Source organism: Lacibacter sp. (assembly GCF_035299325.1).
Taxonomy (GTDB): Bacteria; Bacteroidota; Bacteroidia; order Chitinophagales; family Chitinophagaceae; genus Lacibacter.
Genome location: NZ_DATGWT010000007.1, coordinates 110,150 through 130,405, shown reverse-complemented (window position 1 = coordinate 130,405; position 20,256 = coordinate 110,150). Strand labels below are relative to the sequence as shown.

15 protein-coding genes are annotated in these 20,256 nt (G+C 41.3%); 5 read left to right on the top strand and 10 right to left on the bottom strand.

Annotated elements, in window-relative coordinates; all coding sequences use genetic code 11:
• The first annotated feature begins 40 nt into the window (after positions 1-40).
• The gene (locus tag VK159_RS06450; protein WP_324229314.1) at positions 41-583 is read left to right on the top strand and encodes a TIGR00730 family Rossman fold protein; all 543 of its coding nucleotides are present in this window, start codon (positions 41-43) and stop codon (positions 581-583) included.
• On the opposite strand, the gene VK159_RS06445 is transcribed toward VK159_RS06450, so the two are convergent.
• The 6 genes from VK159_RS06445 to VK159_RS06420 form a co-directional block, all read right to left on the bottom strand.
• Positions 567-1,157: a hypothetical protein gene (locus VK159_RS06445; RefSeq protein WP_324229313.1), complete on the bottom strand. Its 591-nt coding sequence runs from the start codon at positions 1,155-1,157 to the stop codon at positions 567-569. The genes VK159_RS06450 and VK159_RS06445 overlap by 17 nt on opposite strands.
• Positions 1,158-1,168: 11 nt before the next feature.
• Entirely contained in the window at positions 1,169-2,590 is a 1,422-nt protein-coding gene (locus VK159_RS06440; RefSeq protein ID WP_324229312.1) for an FAD-binding oxidoreductase, read from the bottom strand.
• Positions 2,591-2,676: 86 nt separating this feature from the next.
• Positions 2,677-3,705 carry a PorP/SprF family type IX secretion system membrane protein gene (locus VK159_RS06435; RefSeq protein ID WP_324229311.1) on the bottom strand — a complete coding sequence of 343 codons (1,029 nt, stop codon included), beginning with the start codon at positions 3,703-3,705 and terminating at the stop codon, positions 2,677-2,679.
• A gap of 84 nt (positions 3,706-3,789) precedes the next feature.
• Positions 3,790-7,401 carry a PKD domain-containing protein gene (locus VK159_RS06430; protein WP_324229310.1) on the bottom strand — a complete coding sequence of 1,204 codons (3,612 nt, stop codon included), beginning with the start codon at positions 7,399-7,401 and terminating at the stop codon, positions 3,790-3,792.
• A 73-nt stretch (positions 7,402-7,474) separates the two neighbouring features.
• Positions 7,475-9,565, bottom strand: coding sequence for an ATP-dependent DNA helicase RecG (gene recG, locus VK159_RS06425; RefSeq protein WP_324229357.1), 2,091 nt, complete (start codon positions 9,563-9,565; stop codon positions 7,475-7,477).
• Between the two features lie 69 nt (positions 9,566-9,634).
• Positions 9,635-10,783: a glycosyltransferase family 2 protein gene (locus tag VK159_RS06420; RefSeq protein ID WP_324229309.1), complete on the bottom strand. Its 1,149-nt coding sequence runs from the start codon at positions 10,781-10,783 to the stop codon at positions 9,635-9,637.
• 145 nt (positions 10,784-10,928) lie between these two features.
• On the opposite strand from VK159_RS06420, the gene VK159_RS06415 reads away from it, so the two are divergent.
• The 4 genes from VK159_RS06415 to VK159_RS06400 all read left to right on the top strand — a co-directional run bounded on the left by VK159_RS06415 (position 10,929) and on the right by VK159_RS06400 (position 15,428).
• Positions 10,929-12,932: a caspase family protein gene (locus VK159_RS06415; RefSeq protein ID WP_324229308.1), complete on the top strand. Its 2,004-nt coding sequence runs from the start codon at positions 10,929-10,931 to the stop codon at positions 12,930-12,932.
• A 44-nt stretch (positions 12,933-12,976) separates the two neighbouring features.
• The gene (locus tag VK159_RS06410) at positions 12,977-13,381 is read left to right on the top strand and encodes a hypothetical protein (RefSeq protein ID WP_324229307.1); all 405 of its coding nucleotides are present in this window, start codon (positions 12,977-12,979) and stop codon (positions 13,379-13,381) included.
• A 75-nt stretch (positions 13,382-13,456) separates the two neighbouring features.
• Positions 13,457-14,644 carry a CHASE2 domain-containing protein gene (locus VK159_RS06405; RefSeq protein WP_324229306.1) on the top strand — a complete coding sequence of 396 codons (1,188 nt, stop codon included), beginning with the start codon at positions 13,457-13,459 and terminating at the stop codon, positions 14,642-14,644.
• On the top strand, positions 14,637-15,428 hold the full coding sequence (locus VK159_RS06400; RefSeq protein WP_324229305.1) for a hypothetical protein: 792 nt from the start codon (positions 14,637-14,639) through the stop codon (positions 15,426-15,428). The genes VK159_RS06405 and VK159_RS06400 overlap by 8 nt, the downstream gene beginning before the upstream one ends.
• Positions 15,429-15,435: 7 nt before the next feature.
• Here VK159_RS06400 and VK159_RS06395 read toward each other — a convergent pair whose 3' ends face one another.
• The 4 genes from VK159_RS06395 to VK159_RS06380 form a co-directional block, all read right to left on the bottom strand.
• Complete coding sequence (locus tag VK159_RS06395) at positions 15,436-16,356, bottom strand: alpha/beta hydrolase (protein WP_324229304.1); 921 nt, start codon at positions 16,354-16,356, stop codon at positions 15,436-15,438.
• A gap of 58 nt (positions 16,357-16,414) precedes the next feature.
• The gene (locus VK159_RS06390; protein WP_324229303.1) at positions 16,415-16,789 is read right to left on the bottom strand and encodes a response regulator transcription factor; all 375 of its coding nucleotides are present in this window, start codon (positions 16,787-16,789) and stop codon (positions 16,415-16,417) included.
• A gap of 113 nt (positions 16,790-16,902) precedes the next feature.
• Positions 16,903-17,532 (bottom strand): response regulator, encoded by a 630-nt coding sequence (locus VK159_RS06385; protein ID WP_182804201.1) that lies wholly within the window; start codon positions 17,530-17,532, stop codon positions 16,903-16,905.
• Positions 17,533-17,561: 29 nt separating this feature from the next.
• Positions 17,562-20,243 carry a PAS domain S-box protein gene (locus tag VK159_RS06380; protein WP_324229302.1) on the bottom strand — a complete coding sequence of 894 codons (2,682 nt, stop codon included), beginning with the start codon at positions 20,241-20,243 and terminating at the stop codon, positions 17,562-17,564.
• Positions 20,244-20,256: the final 13 nt, after the last annotated feature.

Here is a 20,256-nt window from a genome sequence, read left to right as displayed (position 1 = left end):
GGTCAAACAGTTTGCCTATTTTGCAGCATATTTTTATCACATGCAATTCACTTCACTTGCTGTTTTTTGTGGCTCAAAATCAGGAGCCGATCCACTCTACATTACGCATGCAAAAGAACTGGGCCGGTTGATGGCAGAAAAAAACATCAAACTTGTGTATGGTGGCGGAGGCAAAGGCATCATGGGTGCCGTTGCAGATGCGGTGATGGAGATGCATGGAAATGTTGTGGGTGTAATTCCGGAAGTATTATTAGAATGGGAAGCGCAGCACAAAGGCATTACCGAATTGCATGTGGTTACCGACATGCATGTACGTAAAAAGATGATGTATGAATTGTGTGATGCAGCAGTTGTACTTGCAGGTGGTTATGGTACGCTGGATGAATTATTTGAAATGCTCACATGGAACACCTTAAAGATCCACAACAAGAAAATATTCATTGTTAACAGCAATGGCTTCTACACGCATTTAATTGAACACATGCGCCAGATGTTCCGTGAAGATTTTCTATACGAGCTGCCGGAAGAGCGCATTGTAATTGTAAACGAACCTGCCGAAATTTTTTCTACCGTTCACGCTTAGGTTTAAAATAAAATAAAAAGGTTGTGCGGAACACGGGTTGCAACCGCCTGTAACTATCAATGTATGGGGAATTAGGATTGCGGAGCACATCTACCATAATACTTGTGTAGAACTGGTTACCACCAATGGTGCGGTTTCCATAACCGGCACCAACTAAAATACTCGGCGCATTGCGATTTTCCTTGTACACAATATCTCCCCCTGACTTGACACTGTATGCAATACTATTGTATTCAAATTGTCCTCCAATGAACAGCATATTCACGGGCCATACACGAACAAATGGTCCACCACCAAATGTCCATTGCCGGTATGTTGTTGGAGAATTGGGGTCGTTTTGTGTGATGAGGTTTACATTAGTTCCTATACCCACATCAACAAAGCGGTTTAAGCTATAACCAATTTCAGGGTTTAAGCCAACGATAAATCCGTTGAAGAAACCGAGGTTAACACCTGTACCAATAAATAACTGATCACGTTTAAATCCTTTATCTTTTTCCTCATCTTCGGTATTCTGTGCAAAAGAGAGAAATGAAGTCAGCAACATCAATAAGAAGAACAGTGATTTTTTCATGTATAAAAGGTTTATTGCTGGTCAAAAATTTTGCCCGGATTTAAAATGTTGTTTGGATCGAATGCTCTTTTTATATCACGCATAATGCGAAGGTTGGCCTCTTTCATCACAATATTCATGTATCCCTTTTGTATCAACCCAACACCATGTTCACCACTGATGGTTCCGCCTAATTTATAAACCAATTCAAACATGGCACGCAGGCATTTGTTCATTTCTGCATCACCATAGCTGTTGGGCGTTCCTTCTTTATGAATACGGATGTGCAGGTTACCATCGCCGGCATGGCCATAACACACCACATTAAAATCATATTGCCTGCCCAACGCTTTTACACCACGGATCAACGCCGGTAATTCTGCTCTTGGCACAACGGTGTCTTCTTCAATTGTATAACCAACCATCTTCACTGCTTCAGCAACACGCCTGCGCAATTTCCACAACTCTGTTTTTTGTTGTGCATCGTCTGCAAAGTACAATTCACCAATATCATATTTCGTTAAGAGTTCGCTAATTGCTTCCATCTCTTTCATCAACACATCCACATCGTTTCCATCTACTTCAATAATAAGATGCGCTTCTGTATCTTCTGTAACAGGAACTGCAGAACTATCAACCATTTTACTAACGATCTTCAACGCATCGATCTCCACCAGCTCTAATCCACTCGGTACAAAACCTGCTCGGAAAATTTCACTCACTGCTTCACCTGCCTGTTCTAAATTTCGGAAAGGGACAAGCATGAGCAAATCATATTTCGGCAATGGAATTAGCCGTAATACAATTTTGGTTACAATGCCCAATGTGCCTTCGCTGCCAACAATCAAATGTGTAAGATTATAACCGGTTGAATTCTTTAAAACGTTTGCACCTGTCCATATTACTTCACCACTTGGCAATACAACCTCAAGGTTCAATACATAATCTCTCACCACGCCATACTTCACGGCTTTAGGACCGCCACTGTTTGCAGAAATATTTCCACCAATAAAACAACTGCCCCTGCTGCTTGGGTCAGGCGGATAAAACAAACCAACTTTCTTCACTTCATCCATCAGCACTTCAGTAATAACACCCGGCTCGGTTATTACCTGGTGATTGCGTTCATCTATTTTTAAAATGGAATTCAAGCGCTCGGTTGAAAGTAACACACCTCCTTTGTCAGCCAGTGCAGCACCTGCCAAACCTGTACCTGCACCACGTGGAGTTACGGGAATAATTGCATCATTACAAAGCTTCATGATGTGGCTGATCTCTTCAGTTGTACGTGGCTTCACCACAACTTCGGGTGGAAAATGAAGATTTTCTGTTTCATCATGCGCATAATTGCTGAGTGATTCTTCATCAACAAAAACATATTGCTCACCAACAATTGCTTTCAGTTGCTGAACAATTTCCATATCCACTTTTGCGTAATTTTCAACGGAGATCATGTGCTGAATTTTGGGCGAAATTCGGAAAGGACGGGCAGGATGCAAAATCTAATCAGTATGTGATTGTTCTTGCAATCAAATCAGATTTAAAACCTGGGACACAAACTCTGTCTCCTTTGGCTCTTGTCGCCAAAATACTCGTTGTAATAACCGTTCTTAATGAGTGAGAATTCATACGCCCCGTTTGCGCTGTTAAAGCGGCCGAGATTACTCGTAGTGGCATCGTATGTAAAAGTGAAGCGGATATCTTTCCATTCAAGACCAACCATTGCCACAGCGGCATCAGCCCAGCGATAATATGCACCGCCAAATACCACCACACTTCCATCGCCCATTACATTGTAAGCGAGGTTACCGCCAAATACTGTTTCATTAGCACCTGCCTGCGATGAAAAATAAGCATTGGGATTAACGATCCAGTCATCATTCACTTTAAAACTGCCATTGAGAAATCCAATATAACGGCGGGGCACTTCGTTGGTGCCATTACTGAAGAATGTTTCTTTTGGCTTATTGATGTGATGCACTGAAACACCTGCGTTGATGTATGTATTTTCTGTTGGGAAGTAAGCATAGTTCATACCCACCTGCAGATCAAAATAGGAAGTGTTGGCATTGGTCAAAAATGCTTCACCGTTAGGTGCACCCGCATCAAAGAATTTTCCGTTCCATTGATTATCGAAAGTGAACTTCGTTATATCAATACGTTTGCTTGCATACCCTGCATTAAAACCCGCACTTAATAAACTGCTTAGCCCGATCATCTGGTGATAGGCAACCGATCCATACACTTTATTGGAACGCAGGTTGCCACGCCCTGCTACATCTGTCAATAATAATCCGCCAACACCTACCCAACCATTTTCAATATTGTTACGAAAAACCTGTACATCGCCCCAAACACTGGCGGTTTTGTAAGGCACAGGAACAGAGGTCCACTGGCTGCGGAAGTTGCCGCCAATACGGTAATCAGCTTCGGGAATAAATCCTGTATTTGCCGGATTGGTTGTAAGCGGCGAATTCATGAATTGAGAGAAATGCAGATCCTGTGCAGTTGCATTTGTTTGCAACAACAGCAATATCAGTACAGCCCCAATGATACGGTTACAGTTCATAGCTCTTCTTTTAAACGTTTACACAAGCTGATGGTTCTGGTTCTGTCAAATCTGGATATAGGGTACTGCAGGTTTTTATACTCGCTACCTGATGAGTGTTACATCACCTTTCTTTCTGAATTTTTCGCCGGTGAAATATTCTACTTCCAATGTCCATGCATAAGCATCCATTGGCTGCGGCGTTCCTTTGTAAGTGCCATCCCATCCAATATTCTGCGAACGGCTTTCAAACACCATTAATCCCTGGCGGTTATACACACGTAAGGTCATTTTCGTAATGCCGAATCCACGAACAAAGAAGATATCATTCACGCCATCACCGTTTGGTGTAAAGGCCGATGGCAGATCATTTACGACGTTGATGATGGATTCAACCGGAATACATACTGAGTCAACGCAACCGGCCGCATTCGTCACTGTTTGACAAACTGTATTAATGCCCGGTGCTGTGTATTGATAAACCGGATCACGTTGCGTTGAAGTGCCGCCATCACCAAAATTCCATAACCACGACACGACATCATCAGATGCCGTACTGGTAAACCTGGTAGCTGTATTTTCCTGTGATGGATTTGGATTAAAGATAAACCCTGCCGTTGGCGGACCAACTGCGAGGAAGCTTCTTGTTGTTGAATCGACAAGGTTACAGCTGTTTGGATTGTAGATGTATTGTGTAATACTGTATGTGCCCGGTGTATTGTAAACGAATGCCGGCAAAGGGTCGGTTGATTGCTGACCATCGCTGCTTACCCACAGATAAGTTAAAGCACCCAATGAAGTGTCGATCACACTGATTGTATCGGGCACACAAACAGAACTGATACTAAACCCTGCTCTGATATTATCGATCACCTGGAAATTAACGATACTATCTGCATCGCCAAGGTTACAATAATTTGAATCGATCAATACCAAACGTACATCATAAGAACCTATGCCGGGGAATGTATGTGATACAGGTGGGGCAAACCCAAGTATAGTGTCATTGGGAGAACCATCACCCCATACCCACATGAATGATTTCGGTCCAAACGGAGTTGAAGCTGTTCGTATATCACTCGTATTGGTAAACTGGAAGGTAAGGCTGTTACAATTCTGTCTTGCAAAGCTGAAATCAACATCTACAGAATCGGTTGTAACACGAATACGCATGAACGCTGAGTCTTTCACGTTACAGGAGTTACTATCGATACCAATTACTTTCACATCAAAAAATCCTGTGCTGGTATAGGTATGTGTAAATGGATTTACAGTAGTTGTATCGTTTGGTGTTCCATCACCCCAAATCCAGATGTATTGTTTTGCTTCACGAATAGTATCAGTAAACTGGATAGTGGCCGGCAAACAGAAATTTAATTGTTTCGCACCAACAGCCCTGAGAGATACATCAATGCCTGACAAGTCAAACCTCATTTTCACCATACCAAGATTACAACCACTTCCTGTTGCCGGATTTGTATTGCCATAAACACCTGCTGTAATCGGGAAAGGTGCACTGAGAGGAACCCCGCTGGCAACGTTTTTACAGTTGGCACACATGGCCTGGTAGATGACACCATTTGCATCGAACCTGCTGGTACCACCATCCACATGCTCTAAACCTCCACCGCCGCCTAACTGTCCAAAAAAACTTCCATATAATTGGGAAGCTGCATTTTTTTGCAGAACGAAAAAGTAAAAATCACTTCCATCTGTGTTTCGTTGAAACGCATCAGGTGTTACAGGCAAGCCGGTTGTGCCTGAAGTTGGATACCCGGTTGTGCCACCAAAACTATTTGCACCACCACCCCATCCGGAAACGTATACATTCTCACAATTATCAACCAGGAAAGCTACAGGAGAAATATTTGGATTTATTGCACCACTTGTGCCAAACGTTGTTGAATAAACAAATGCATTGAGATTAGGTTGCAGTTTAGCAATAAACTGCCTTGAATTGCCGACCGAGTAAGCAGCATTTATTACCGGCCAGTTACCCGTTGTGATGCCCATTACATAAGGAAATCCTTTCGAATCGAATTGAACACCATAAACAATATCGATATTATTTGTTCCAAGATATGTGGCTCGAACAATTCCTACGCTTCCTCCGTTATCCTGCAATTGCGCTACATAACCATCTGTTAAGCCTCCGTTATAAGTTCCTTGCACAGCGCCTCCACCCATGCCTGAAAAATTGGTATTACTGCTTGTGCCTCCGCCAACATAGATATTTGCAGTACTTAAAGGATTTACTGACAATACAAAACCTGCATCATCAGCATCGCCACCCATTGTTGTACTCCAAATTACTCCAGTAGCATTAGAGTTTATTTTCAGTATCACTGCGTCCTGGTTTCCACGTAAACCTGTTTGAAAACCATTTTGTGTTGGAAAGTTTGTTGATCTGGTTGATGAAGCAAGCAAAATATTTCCGCCGGGATCAAGGATTACTTCACTTCTTCCATCATCGCCATAAAAACGTTGGAGTGAGTTTGCACCGCCACGGGTTGCAGTAATATTTACGCCATCATCACCTGTGCCTCCAATACGTAATGAGCCAATGATAGCTGTACCGGTTGCGTTGATCTTCGTAACGAAAATATCATACCCTCCACCTGCGCCAACCAATGTTCCCGGAAAGTTTGCGCCTGAATTAGTACGACCGGCAATCACAAGATTACCTGCTGCATCTGCAATGAGACTATGCGGCTGATCTAATTGATTACCGCCAAGATATGTTGCATAAAGTCTTGTTCTTCCATCGGGTGATAATTTGATAATAGCGATATCAGGCGGTGAGCCGCTACCTGCAGGGCCACTACCTGTTCCCTGTATGGCACCTGCTGTTGTTGGAAATCCGGTTGGCTGCGCAATACCGCCGCCGAAAAAACTACCATCAGCACCGGGTGTTGCTGTAAAGCCCCAGTTATCAGCCGTACTTCTGCTGAAAGACGAGAACACCAGCGAAGGATCAATGATTAAAGTGGTTGATTTGTTGTATGCCTTAACATCAAAACTCACTGTGTTGCCGGCAATCTTGTATTTGTTTCCCACAACCTCACGCTTGCCATTTACAAATTGATAGGTGTAAGGTTTTAACTCACGGGCCTCACCAACCGAAGTGGCCACTACAAGTTCATTATCACGGATCGATAATTTATCAGCCCCTTCATAACGCATCTGGATCTTTGAAACATCTGCTCCGGGATAAACCACTACATCATATTTCAGCTGATCGTCCTGTACGTAATAACGAACATCAATATTGGGATAAACATTCTTGTAAGTAATAGCCTGGTACAAACGACATTCACTTGCCCATTTTGAAGGGTCATTCCCGATAAAATAGTTTTCAATACCCGGCATTGGTTTTTCCATGATGGGTTTTGAATTGAAATTGCCACCGAGGAACTTTACCCGAAACGCATGTGCACGCATTTTTTCAGGAGCAGCAGCTCTTGCATTGTATTTTACTAATGAATCGAAACCATGACCATGATTGAATTCTGATAAGCGCTGATAATCCTCGGGGTGATTCATCAAGATGCTGTAACCATCTTTAGTGAGAAAGAAAGCACTGTTACCCGCCTCCGTTTTAAAGTGCACCTGTTGATCCCACTGACCTTTATTTTCAACAAAATAAAGTTGCGAAAAGCTGAACATAGGTACAGCCATGAACAGGCAAGGTGCAAGAAGGAGTCGGAGTACTTTCATGTAAATATTTTCTTATGCTACGGGACTTTGAATTTAAAACTTTAAAACGGAAATAACTATCGCTTATTTTACATTAAGCCACTCTGCTCCATTCCGTTTTTCCTTTTTTTAACAACAGGTATGATTTCAACAGCAAATTTTCTGCCGAAGACAAATCCGGATCGTCTTGCAGCAGACGGTCGCTCAAATTCTTTGCAATTTCTAACAGGTCTTTGTCCTGCACTATACTCGCCAGTTTAAAATTGAGCATACCACTCTGTCTTGTTCCTTCAATATCACCTGGTCCACGCAGCTCAAGATCTTTTTCTGCAATGAGGAAACCATCATTTGTTGCACACATTATCTTTAACCGTTCACGGGCATCATTCGTTAATTTCTGCCCTGTTAAAAGAATGCAAAAACTCTGTTCACTTCCCCGGCCCACCCTTCCACGCAGCTGGTGAAGCTGCGATAAACCAAAACGTTCAGCACTTTCCATCACCATTACGCTGGCATTCGGCACATCAACCCCTACTTCAATAACCGTTGTTGCCACCATGATCTGCGTATCATTTGTTTTAAAGCGCATCATGTTGGTATCCTTTACTTCAGGCTTTTGTTTCCCATGCACCATACTGATATAGTAGGCCGGTTCGGGAAAAAATGCTTTTACTTCTTCGTAGCCTTTCATCAGGTTTTCAAAATCCAGCTTAGAGCTTTCCTCGATCAACGGATAAATAAAATAAGCTTGCCGTCCTTTGGCTATTTCCTGTTTTACAAAGTCCATGATCGAAGGCCTCGCTGTTTCATAACGATGAACAGTGGTGATTGGTTTACGTCCCGGGGGTAATTCATCCATTACGCTATAATCAAGATCACCGTATGCCGTCATTGCCATGGTACGTGGGATAGGCGTTGCCGTCATAACCAACACATGTGGCGGAATGGTTGCTTTTGTTTGCAGTTCTGCACGTTGTGCCACACCAAAGCGATGCTGCTCATCAACTATTGCCAAGCCAAGGTTTTTAAATTGTACCACTCCTTCAATAAGTGCATGAGTACCTACGAGCAGTTGTATATCGCCAGATTGCAGACCATTCAATATCTTTTCCCGTTCTGCTTTTTTGGTTGATCCTGTAAGCAAGCGGATGCTCACATTCATCTCCTTTAATAAATTTGAAAGGCTGTTGAAATGCTGTTGCGCCAATATTTCCGTTGGCGCCATCAAGCAACTCTGGTAACCATTATCCGCAGCAAGCAACATGGTTAATAAAGCAACAATGGTTTTTCCACTACCTACATCGCCTTGCAGCAAACGATTCATCTGGTGACCACGTGCAGTATCCTGCCGTATTTCTTTGAGCACTCTTTTTTGTGCGCCTGTCAGTTGAAATGGCAGGTGATGATTGTAAAAATCATTGAAGATATCACCTACTTTATCAAACACAATTCCTTTAGAAAAACGATGACGGTTACCCTTAATCATGCCCATACGCAGCTGTGCAAAAAAGAGCTCTTCAAATTTCAACCGTCGCAGCGCATTATCAAATTGCGATTGCTCGGAAGGAAAATGAATATGGCAATATGCTTCGTAGCGTGATGGCAATTTTAATTCTTTGATAATGCTCTCGGGCAAATTTTCCGGCAGATCTTTTACATGGATCTGAGGCAACAACACGGCAGTAAGTTTGGCAATACTGCGACCATTCAACCCACGAACTTTCAATTTTTCAGTTGTTGGGTAGATGGGCTCAAGCAACGACTTACCTACAGCATTCGCTTGTGTACGCACTTCCAATTCGGGGTGAACGATCTGCGGCTTACCCATAAAGAATCCCAGCTTTCCAAACACCAAAAACTCTTCGCCGATCGCCATCATTTTCTGCACCCAGTTAATACCCTGAAACCAGGTAAGTTCCATTGAGCCACTGCTGTCCCTGATATGCGCCACCAGTCTTTTCCCTTTTCGCTCACCAATAATTTCAAAGTCTGTTAAGCGACCGGCCACCTGCACATAATCCATACTCATGTTCACTTGTGCAATGGGTGTGATCTTGGTTTTATCTAAATGGCGGTAGGGAAAATGTTCCAGCAAATCACCAAACGTAAAGATGTTGAGTTCTTTTTTTAACAGATCTCCACGCAAAGGACCAACACCTTTCAGGTATTCGATAGGGCTGCTCAGTATAGTAGTAGTTGTGCTGATAAACGAAATTTAAGAATATGAAATTATTGAAGAAACCATTAGCAATGGTTAACGCTCTGCTTTTTCCCAAAGCACCGATTGCTGACCGTTAGCGTAACGTGCAATGCCAGCCAGCATTGCCGCATGCATAAACACGATATAAAACGGAATGTTGAACAAAAAGAAGGAGCGGTGATTTCTGGCTAACTGCCAACCGATTAATGCAAATAGATAAAACAATATCTGCATGACCATTAACCATACCAACACTTCACCTGCGCTATAGATAACTAACAGCAGGTTACTTAAAAAAAGAAGAAGTAATGCCGGTGCACAAAACACCCAACGCAATACACGGTGTGAAAAGAACTGAAATGCGAGCAGCGGATAAAGAAACAGGTTGAGTGCTTTGCTCAAAAAAGAAAGTGATTGAATGCCGCCTGCTGCAATTCTTACTTTTCGTTTCCATTCATCGGCTAAGGATGCAGATGCTGTTTCTGTACTTACAGCATGGGGAGCATACTGTACTTTCTTATGTTTAAGGTTTACATTGATCGAAATAAAAAAATCATCTGTAATGGTTTGTTCAGGTACCGGCACAAATAACTCTTTTCGTAATGCAAACAATTCGCCTGCTGCACCAACAACAGTATAAAACTTTGTCTCTTGTTTTTTAAGCCACGATTCGTATTGCCAATACAATCCTTCTCCTGAAACAGCAGCTCCTTCTGTACTGATCACTTTCTTTTCTCCCGCCACTGCACCTGTTTGTTCATCAGCAAAAGGAGCGATCAATTGTTTTAAAGTTTGTGTTGATAATGCTGTATTAGCATCAGTTAAAACAACAATGGGATGAATTGCATGTTTAATAGCCTCGTTAATAGCAGCAGCTTTTCCTTTCCGTTCTTTTTCATGTAACACGAGTACATGATCAAATGATGCTGCAAGTGTTGCAGTGGCATCGGTTGATCCGTAAGCTGCAACAATAATCTGAAGTTTAGAAGAGGGATAATCCAGCGCAAGTGTGTTCTGCAATTTAGAAGCAATCACTTTCTCTTCGTTATAAGCAGCAATGATCATTGATACTGCGGGTTCATCGCCTTGGTTGAAACCATGTTTTCTCTTTCGCCAGAATGAGAAAATATACAACAGCACCGGGTAGCCAAGATATGAATACACGATCACCCCGGCACAGCAGTAAAATAGAACAACCCACATGGGTTAAAAATAGAAAGATTGAGGCAATCGGCCGAATTAAGATAAGCATGCCAAACACAAAATACCATGCAGAGGGTATGGTAAGGGAAATTCTTCATTATTAACATTGTTCCAGTAAACGGGATCACCAATCCCCGGCCAACAAATGAAACTCTTTTTGCTTTTAAACCTTTCCTCATTGTTGCTTCATGCAACTGCCCAAACAACTGAAAAATATGCGTTGATCGTGGCAGTTTCAAATTATGCTCCTTCAACAGGGTGGAATAAACTAAATGCTGATAACGATATCCCTCTCATTAAAGAATCGTTGAAGCGCCAGGGTTTTAAAGAAGAAAACATCCGCATCATAAAAGATAAAGAAGCAACAAAAACGGGCATTCTCACTGCCATGCAACAGCAACTGATCGCTAAACCCAAACCAGGCGATATCTGTGTATTTCATTTCAGCGGTCATGGTCAGCAGGTGATGGATGATAACGGCGATGAAGCTGATGGTTATGACGAAGCACTAGTTACCTACGATTCACCTATGGAGTATGAGGCCGGTGTTGAAAAACATTTAAGAGATGATGTATTTGGATTGAAGCTGGAAGAAATACGAAAGCATCTTGGCAATAACGGCAACTTGTTGGTAATTGTTGATGCATGCCACAGCGGAACAAGCACCAGAGCCGGGCTTGGTAACTATCGTGGTACAACCACAAAATATGCACCCAAAGGATACAAACCTGTTGCAAATACTAAAATAGTTAATGAAGGTTTGTTCAGTCTTGGTGAATCAAAACCGGGACTTGCACCCATGAGTGCATTTTTTGCATCAGCCGCATCAGAACTTAACCAGGAATGTGGTGATGAACATTGTGGAAGTTTGTCTCTTGCTTTTTCGAGAGCATTAGCAAAAAGCGACAGTAAAACCAGTTACCGTGGCTTATTCGACAATGTGCGTTTAGAGATGAGCAAGATGGTGCCCGGACAAACACCAAATGCCGAAGGTGATCTTGATAAAGAAATATTCGGCGGTAAAGCGTTGGGCAAACCCAATTACTACCCAACGGAACAGATTATTAACAAGAAAAAAATAACCATTGCCTGCGGCAAAATTTATAGTGTGTTTGCCGGTACAACCATTTCGCTTTATCCATCAAACACGTATAACAGGGAAACAGCCAAACCAATTGCAAAAGGCACCATTATTACAGCTGGTGATTACAGCAGCGAAGTGGAACTTGATACCGAACTGAGTGAAGATGTATTAAAAACTGCCTGGACTTTTTTAGATGAGGTAAGCTTCGGAGATCTTACTGTACCTGTTACCATTAAATCTTCTGACGCAGCGATTACAAGTTCAGTTAAAAAAATTGTTGCACAAATTAAACAGGCAAAACTTACCGAAGCACAAGGCGATGTGTTTATTGAATATGGTACGGCAGGTTTCAGCACCGATTCAATTTACATTTCTACTTCCGGCGATTACAGATTAGGCGTTTGTAGTAAAACCTTGGCCGAAGAACAACTCACAACATTTATCAGTTCAAAGATCGCTGCCTATGGCCGTGCTGCTTACCTGCGCAACCTCAATATGAAAAATGAAGAGTTGAATGTTGTGTTTGAATTTGTTCCAATTGATTATAAAAAAGCCGAAGGAAATAATAACGCCATCATCAAAGATCTTCCTGAGAAAACCATTAAAGATGCATCAGGCAATATCGTATTTCAACATGATGACAGGTATAACTTACGCATCATCAACAATGGACAGGAGCGTCTTTATTATAATATTCTTGAAATACAGCCCGATAATATTGTGAATGTGCTGTTCCCTGCTGCGAATCAGCAACCAATGGATTGCTTTATTAATCCGGGTGATACCGTTCGTTTAACAAGGATCTTTCGCATTGGACCGCCTGATGGAATGAATGTATTGAAACTGATCGCAGCAAAATCGGCATTGAATCTCCGCCAGGTATTTGCTGCACCGGGTCTCAACCGTGGCGACACACCAAAGCCGAACAACCCATTTGAAAAATTAATGCAGGGCATCAATAAAACAGAAGGTGTGCAAACACGTGGCAGTGGCGAAGAAACTATTCAACCGGATGCTGTGAATATTCATTCGATACCCTTTAAGATCGTTCCTAAAAAACAATAAATCTTTAAACCATCATTTATCACAAATCAACAAAATCAAACAGTATGAAAAAGTTAGTGTTCCTCACGATCGCTATTATCGGTTTAACCGTTGCATTTGGCAACAAAGCAACTGCACAAGCTGCTCCTAAAAAGAAAGTAGCTGTAATTGCACAGGAAGTAAAAGAAAAGAAAGATCTCCCTGGTCCTGAAGGTGGTCCACGTGAAAAGAAAACCCGTGGTTATTGCTACGCATACTTCGATAATTTTACCGGTCACTATGTTGACATTTGGGTAGAAGGCATTTACCAGGGTCGTCTTTCTCCATACGCAACTTCAGTTCGTATTGATGTATGGGTACCTGGCAACTGGACAAAATGGTATGCAGAAACAACTGACAAATCTTTGTATTGGAGCAACAGCAGCTATTGCAACGATAGCCGTGTGTTTACTTTAAACCTGAAACGATAAGTAAAACCGTCAGAAGTACAAGGGTATAAACGATCGTTTATACCCTTCTTTGTTTACATACAGATCAGTCTGCTCATGAAAAAATTCTTTGGTGAATACTTACTGCTCAACCTGTTTATTTTTGGTTGCGTGTCGTTATTATCACTGTTGATCCTTAACTTTTCCATCTTCGATCCGTTTACTGAATCGTTTCGTGATTTTACATTAACCGATCTGTACTACAATAAAGTGCAAAACAAAAACAAGATCTACAACAAAAATCTTGTACTCATCAATGTAGAAAACAAAAGCCGTAAGGAGCTTGCCTTTTTATTACAGCAAATACAGGAGGGTGATCCCAAGGTTGTAGCTCTCGATATCATTTTTGCGCAACGGAAAAATGAAGATGACAGTTTACTGCAACAAGTATTATCTAAATATGGAAATTATGTTCTTGGTTATGCTGCCAATTTTGAAAACCAACAGGAATCAATTTATACTGACAGTTTTTTTACTAAAACCAAAGATGGCTATATCAATGTAGCAGGTGAACATGCTGAATTCTCAACCATCCGTTACTATTACCCATTTCATCAAGAGCAGGAAGCATTTACTAGTTCCATTCTTAAAAAATTCAACCCTATCATTTATCAGCAGTTAAAACACAAACGAAACAATCAAAAAGAAATTCATTACTATGGCAATCTTGCCAACTTCAACTATTTTGATTTTGATGAAGTGATGGATGCAGGCTTTGATGTTAGTCAACTAAAAGATAAAATTATTTTACTCGGCTTTCTAGGCATTCCTTCTCAGCGGGGCACTGCCAAGCTCGATGAAGACAAATTGTTTACTCCGCTTAATGCCCGGTTATCAGGCCGCAGTTACCCTGATATGTATGGCTCAGTAATTCATGCAAACATTCTCCGGATGGTTTTGGAAAATGATCATATAAGGGTAATACCAAAGTGGGTAACAGCCGTTCTTTCTTTTTTTCTGATCTGGCTTACATTGCCAATTATGTGCGGCCTGTTTTTTAAAGGTGATCTCTGGTTCAATTCCGTTGGCACATTGCTGCAACTTGTGGGCAGTCTGCTGGTAGTTTTTCTCACCTTACTTACCTACACTTATTTCAACATAAAATTCGACCCGGGTTTATTGCTGGCTTGTCTTGTTTTACTACCAACTTTCATAAATTTATACGAAGCTTTGCTTAACTTTCTGAGACATAAATTGAAAATACCTTTTCATTCGGCTTTTTTAGGAACAAATAAACATGCGTAAATTAATTTTCATACTGCTTCTGCTGCAACAATCATTTGCACAAGCCGGTGCCGGCCAGAAATACCTGTTGTACCATGTAAACAAAAATGTACAGCGGGTTGAAAATGGAAAAAAAGAAATAGCCAGACGTGGTATGTTTTTAATGGCCCCGCATACGATTATTTTACAGCCGCAAGCCGATGTAATGTTGGTACAGAACGATGGCAAATCATTATTACTGAATAAACCCGGCATTTATACATTCAACCGTATCAGTCAGCTATTCAATAGTGAAAACATCAGTTCGCTTTCCTCAGGCTTTTTCAGTTATGTGTTTGAAAAGTTTTTACAGAACGAAAATGCTGATGAACAGCAGAAAGTTACAGCCGTGGTTTTCAGAGGAAAAAAGGCAATGCAGTTACCTGTTGACAGCAGCTTTATCTTTTCATTCCCTGTTACGCTGCAATGGAAACCCGAACAAAAAAACATTCCTTACAAATTGCAAATCCGTATTAACAGAGATAGTATTGATACTATCATCCATAATCAAAACTCCTTTTTGTTGACGGAGCAGCTGTTTAAGACTGACAGCAGCGCTGCGTTGCTTGCATGGAATGCTGTTCCATCTGATAGTAAATCAACCATAAGGCCTTTTCTTGCAATACTTCCTGCAGCGAATGATAAAGAAATAATTGAACAGCAGTTGAAACAATTACGAACTGCTTACAGTAAAGACCCTTCAATGCTTCGTTTATTGGAAAAAGATCTGTTTGAACGATGGATGGAAGTGTATCAGCTACGTTAAACAGTTTTTATTTTTTCAGTAAAAACAGTAATGGAATACTCAAACGCCTGCGCCAGGCATTTTCAGAATGATCTTCTCCGGTAAATTCTTTGCTCAACCAATTTGTAGCTGTGTAGCCCTTCACCTGCATGACTGCATCGGCTTGCAGTTGAAATGGTTTGTACAATGAATCAAGCCCAGCCGTTCCGTAGTCAAAGTAAATTTTGTGTGAAGATGGGTCAGGTAAATGTTTTTGAAGATAGCTGATGAAAGCACCAGGTATCGGGTTATTCGCTGTTTCAAATATTCCCGGCCAATGTGTACTTAAACAGGCAGCTCCGCCAAACACATCGGGATATTCGCAGATAGCATACATTGAAATCAATCCACCCATACTGGAACCTGCAATGAATGTATTGGCCCGATCAGTTTTTACAGAAAAATTTTTATCAATGAACGGCTTCAGTTCTGTAACAAGAAATTTAAGATAAGCATCCGATTGCACGGGTGCTGCAAACAAAACATAACCCTCCCCTCGGGTTGCTTTGTAAATCGAATCCTGTTGAGCTGTTGGTAAAGACAAAAAAGGTTTTTGCGGAAAATAATCCGCATGGCGCATAACACCTGTATTCCAAACTCCAACTACAATACAGTTTTTGATTTTTTTCCGTTTGAGTAAATTGGTCATGGTCTCATCCACACCCCATTCCTGTTTGTTCCATGTAACAGTTGAGTCGTAGAGCATTTGCCCATCGTGCATGTACAATACAGCATATTTTGTTTTTGGAGAATAACCAGGTGGCAGCCAAACATCCACATTTCTTGGCGCTACAAACGAAGAAGTGAAGCCAGTAATACGCTTTAATTCTCCGCTATTTACGGTTGGTTGCTGAGCATATGAACCAATGCATATGAGCAATAAAAGTAAAAGAGACGTTGCTTTTGCCATGAATAAATGTAAAAATTCCTGAGCAAAAACAGGCGGCGGGACAGGGAACTTAATAGGCTTAATTTGACTGGGCCAGCATTTCTGTGAGAATGCTCGAAATTTTCTCAAAATCGGCACTCTTATCCAGGAAATGTTCGGCTCCAAGATCCATGCATTTTTTCCGGTAGCTTTCAAACGCATGGTTGGTGATCATGATCACCCGGCAATCGCTGTTACTTTGTTTAATAAAATTGAGGATGTCGATCCCGCTTTTGCCTGGCAGATTGATATCCAACATCGCAATTTGCGGATTTAACTCGTTAATAAGAGCAGTTGCATCTTCATAATTAGTAGCTGTATGAAACGCTGCGGCATTAAAATCCTCCGAAAGGATGGAGAGCATCCGTTCAACATAGCTAACATTATCGTCAACAATGAGAATCAATGGTTTCAATGGCTATTAATTAAACAGCAATTTAACGAGGATAAAATGACGGGACTATAGGAGATTTCACTGTCCGACTGTAGAATTTCAACCTGTATCAGGTAGTATAACGACTACATCAATCAAATCAGCTTTTTCTCCAGCGCATACCTTGTGAGATCTGCATTTGATTTCATGCCCATTTTTTCGAGTACCCTTGAGCGGTAGGTACTAACTGTGGTTACACTCAATGCAAACTGGTTGGCAATTTCGCTAACAGCTTTGCCACTTGCCAGCATTTTAAATACATCAAATTCCCGGTCAGATAGTTTTTCGTGGAGTTGATCAGTGGTATCAACTTCAAAAGCTTTCGCCAGTTTCTCAGCTATAGTGGGAGTAATAAATTTTTTACCCAGCTGCACTGTCTGTATTGCCTTCACAATATCATCATGTATGGTTTCTTTCCCAAGATAACCGGCCGCACCTGCTTTTAATACACGCAAGGCATACTGATCTTCGGGATACATACTCATGATGAGCACCGGTAGTTTGGGGGCGATCTGTTTGATCTGCGAGAGCGCATCAAGCCCGCTGCGACCAGGCATACTGATGTCGCATATCACTACGTCCCATTCCTGCTGAATAATTTTATTCACAAGCGTTTCTGCATCGCCTGCCTCTCCAATTTCAGCCGAAGGATATTCTTCCAGCAGCAAAAGTCTGAGTCCTCTTCTTACTATAGCATGATCGTCTGCAATTAAAATTTTTTTCATAACGCCGTTTCGGGGTATTTAGGTTGCAATTAACTTAATGGCACCCGGACTTCCAATTTTGTTCCTTTAAGAGGCTGACTGTTGATGGTAAAAACGCCCTGCATCATAGCAGACCGTTCTTTCATCCCCAGCAAACCGAGCGTTTTTTTCCCGGTAACCGTTTTCATGTCGAAACCGTTGCCATTATCCTCAATGTACAAAATAAATTCATTGTTCTGATTTTTCAAATGTATATCTACCTGAGTTGCAGAAGCATGACGAATGATATTGGTGAGCGACTCCTGTAAAATACGGAACAAACCGGTTACATATTCATTTGGTAGAACAATTGGTGAATCAGGTTTCGACAGATTCACTTTTATTCCCGTTCGCTTTGTAAACATATCAACCTCCCATTCGATTGCTGCAATAAGCCCTATATCATCAAGCAAACTTGGCCGCAAATCTGTTGCAATTCGACGAACAGAAGAAACGGTTCCATCTAATATTTCCTGAAGTTCATCCATTTTTGTTGGCACAGCATCAATATCACCATTTTTAATTTTTTTCTTCATCCACGATATATCCATTTTCATGACTGTGAGCTGCTGTCCCAATTCATCATGAATTTCACGGGCAATATGTGCCCGTTCATCTTCACGCACTTTTTGCAGATAAGCTGTTAATCTTCGTATCTGTTGATATGATTCATTCAGATCTTCTTCTGCACGCTTCCGTTCAGTAATATCACGAATGATCGTGTTTGTTTGTTCTTCGCCGGAAGCATTTTTGAATTTCACGGATGTGATCTCGGCTAAAAATGTTGAGCCATCTTTCCTGAAATGACGCAACTCACCTTGTGCCTTACCGTAACGATTCCGGGCATCAAAGAACCTGGGCCAGTTCGGGTCAGTTTCATCCAGTATGGCGGTTCTGCCTCCGCTGCATATTTCTTCTTCTGTCATTCCGAAAATTTCAGTAGCTGCTTTATTGGCTGAAAAGATTTGTCCCTTCCCGTCCGTAAGTAAAATACCATCCATACTGTTTTCGAAAAAGAGGCGATACTTTTCTTCACTTGCATTTAACTCCAGCAATGCCTTTTTCCTGATTGTGATATCCCTGATATAAATCGAGAGACCTGAGTTTGATGGGTAGATGTTCAACTCAAACCATTTTTGAAACTGTGCCAGCCATGTTTCAAGATAAACATACTCTCTTGAAATAAACGTTTCTTTGATTGCTCTTTCAACTTCTCCTTCAGAGGTTGAAAAAAGATTGTACACAGAAGTATTCGTTAGCTTAGCAGAACTGATATTAAATAATAATTCAGCCCTTTTGTTTACATATACAACATTGTAATAATTGTCAATCCCAATGAACGCATCTGATATACGTTCAAAAACATCCCGCAACTCAGCTGTTTTTTCTTTTACCTGTATCTCCAGTTGACTGTTAAATTCCTTGAGTTGTTTTTCCAGCTGCTTACGTTCTGAAATATCCCGGTGTACAGCAACATAGCCTGTAATTTCCTGTTGCTGATTTTTTAGTACAGTAACAGATGCCTGAACGCTAATTGGCTGTTGCTGTTTGTTGAAAAAAACATACTCGGCATTATAGTAACCCCTGGTATTAAGATCAGCTAAAAGTTTTTCAGAAGTTTCGGGGTCGAATGTACTTTTCAGGAATGATCCTAAAGGTTTACCCATCACCTCTTCTTTTTTATAACCATATATCTCTTCTGCTCCTTTATTCCAGCTCATAATGTTGAGGTAGGAATCAGTTGACAAAATAGCATCGCTTGTTTGTTCCACAAGAGCAGCCAGGTAATTTTTCTCAGCAATAATTTCTTCCTGGCTTTGTTCACGCCGGTTCAGCAACAGCGTATTCACCCAAATAAGAGAGAGAAAAAAAAGAATCATGCTTGTAACAAACAATGCAGAACCGAATTCCAGATTGTACAACCCTGAACGTTGCCCCCATAAACGAAACAACCCGATCATCACAGGCAGAATAATTGCCGGTACAAACAATTTCCATGCAATATAACTGCCGCTGTATTTACTTGTTAACTGCTGCATAATTCCCGTACCCGGATATGCGAATAATGTTGCAATTGAAAGCAGAAAAAAACAAATACCTGAATTAAGTGCCATGGGTATAAAATTCTGCACTTCGTAAAACTCTTTTGCACCGAATATGTAACCAAGTATGGAAAAGAGTGCAACCATTAAAGTAAGAACAGTTGCGGCTTGCGCTGCAACCTGGAACACATGCCCGGGCTTATTAACAAGTAAAATACCGGCAGCCAATAAACTGAAGCCCAAAGCAGTGTTTGGTGCCATGGTGTTTACAAATCCATCAACGGTATCGTTACTTGTTTCGTTTACAAACAACAACTGATCGAGCGAGTAATCCCATCCGGCAAAAATTGCCACAAGCTTTGAAAAAGTAATCAGGAAAACGAATACAGTGACAGCATCGGCTAATTGCAGTTTATGTTTTTGATCTTTATGTTTTAACTTAAACCGAAGAGCTGTTACCAATGCTATAAAACATAGAGATGTTAGTGGGTTCATGGCTACCAATCCACTAATCGGATGTTTGAGCCACTCAACGGAAAACATCCAGCCGGCAAATGAAAGCAGGCTGATGACAAATATTACCGTTAACATGATCATTGATCTTTTGACCAGCCTTTGCTGCAAGTCAAGATCGGGTGCAAATCGACTCATTTACCTTTCTGTT

Excerpts from the sequence above, each read along its gene's own strand:
- VK159_RS06450 (WP_324229314.1), top strand. The coding sequence starts at position 41 with ATGCAATTCACTTCACTTGCTGTTTTTTGTGGCTCAAAATCAGGAGCC.
- VK159_RS06445 (WP_324229313.1), bottom strand. The coding sequence starts at position 1,157 with ATGAAAAAATCACTGTTCTTCTTATTGATGTTGCTGACTTCATTTCTC.
- VK159_RS06440 (WP_324229312.1), bottom strand. The coding sequence starts at position 2,590 with ATGATCTCCGTTGAAAATTACGCAAAAGTGGATATGGAAATTGTTCAG.
- VK159_RS06435 (WP_324229311.1), bottom strand. The coding sequence starts at position 3,705 with ATGAACTGTAACCGTATCATTGGGGCTGTACTGATATTGCTGTTGTTG.
- VK159_RS06430 (WP_324229310.1), bottom strand. The coding sequence starts at position 7,401 with ATGAAAGTACTCCGACTCCTTCTTGCACCTTGCCTGTTCATGGCTGTA.
- VK159_RS06420 (WP_324229309.1), bottom strand. The coding sequence starts at position 10,783 with ATGTGGGTTGTTCTATTTTACTGCTGTGCCGGGGTGATCGTGTATTCA.
- VK159_RS06415 (WP_324229308.1), top strand. The coding sequence starts at position 10,929 with ATGAAACTCTTTTTGCTTTTAAACCTTTCCTCATTGTTGCTTCATGCA.
- VK159_RS06410 (WP_324229307.1), top strand. The coding sequence starts at position 12,977 with ATGAAAAAGTTAGTGTTCCTCACGATCGCTATTATCGGTTTAACCGTT.
- VK159_RS06405 (WP_324229306.1), top strand. The coding sequence starts at position 13,457 with ATGAAAAAATTCTTTGGTGAATACTTACTGCTCAACCTGTTTATTTTT.
- VK159_RS06400 (WP_324229305.1), top strand. The coding sequence starts at position 14,637 with ATGCGTAAATTAATTTTCATACTGCTTCTGCTGCAACAATCATTTGCA.
- VK159_RS06395 (WP_324229304.1), bottom strand. The coding sequence starts at position 16,356 with ATGGCAAAAGCAACGTCTCTTTTACTTTTATTGCTCATATGCATTGGT.
- VK159_RS06385 (WP_182804201.1), bottom strand. The coding sequence starts at position 17,532 with ATGAAAAAAATTTTAATTGCAGACGATCATGCTATAGTAAGAAGAGGA.
- VK159_RS06380 (WP_324229302.1), bottom strand. The coding sequence starts at position 20,243 with ATGAGTCGATTTGCACCCGATCTTGACTTGCAGCAAAGGCTGGTCAAA.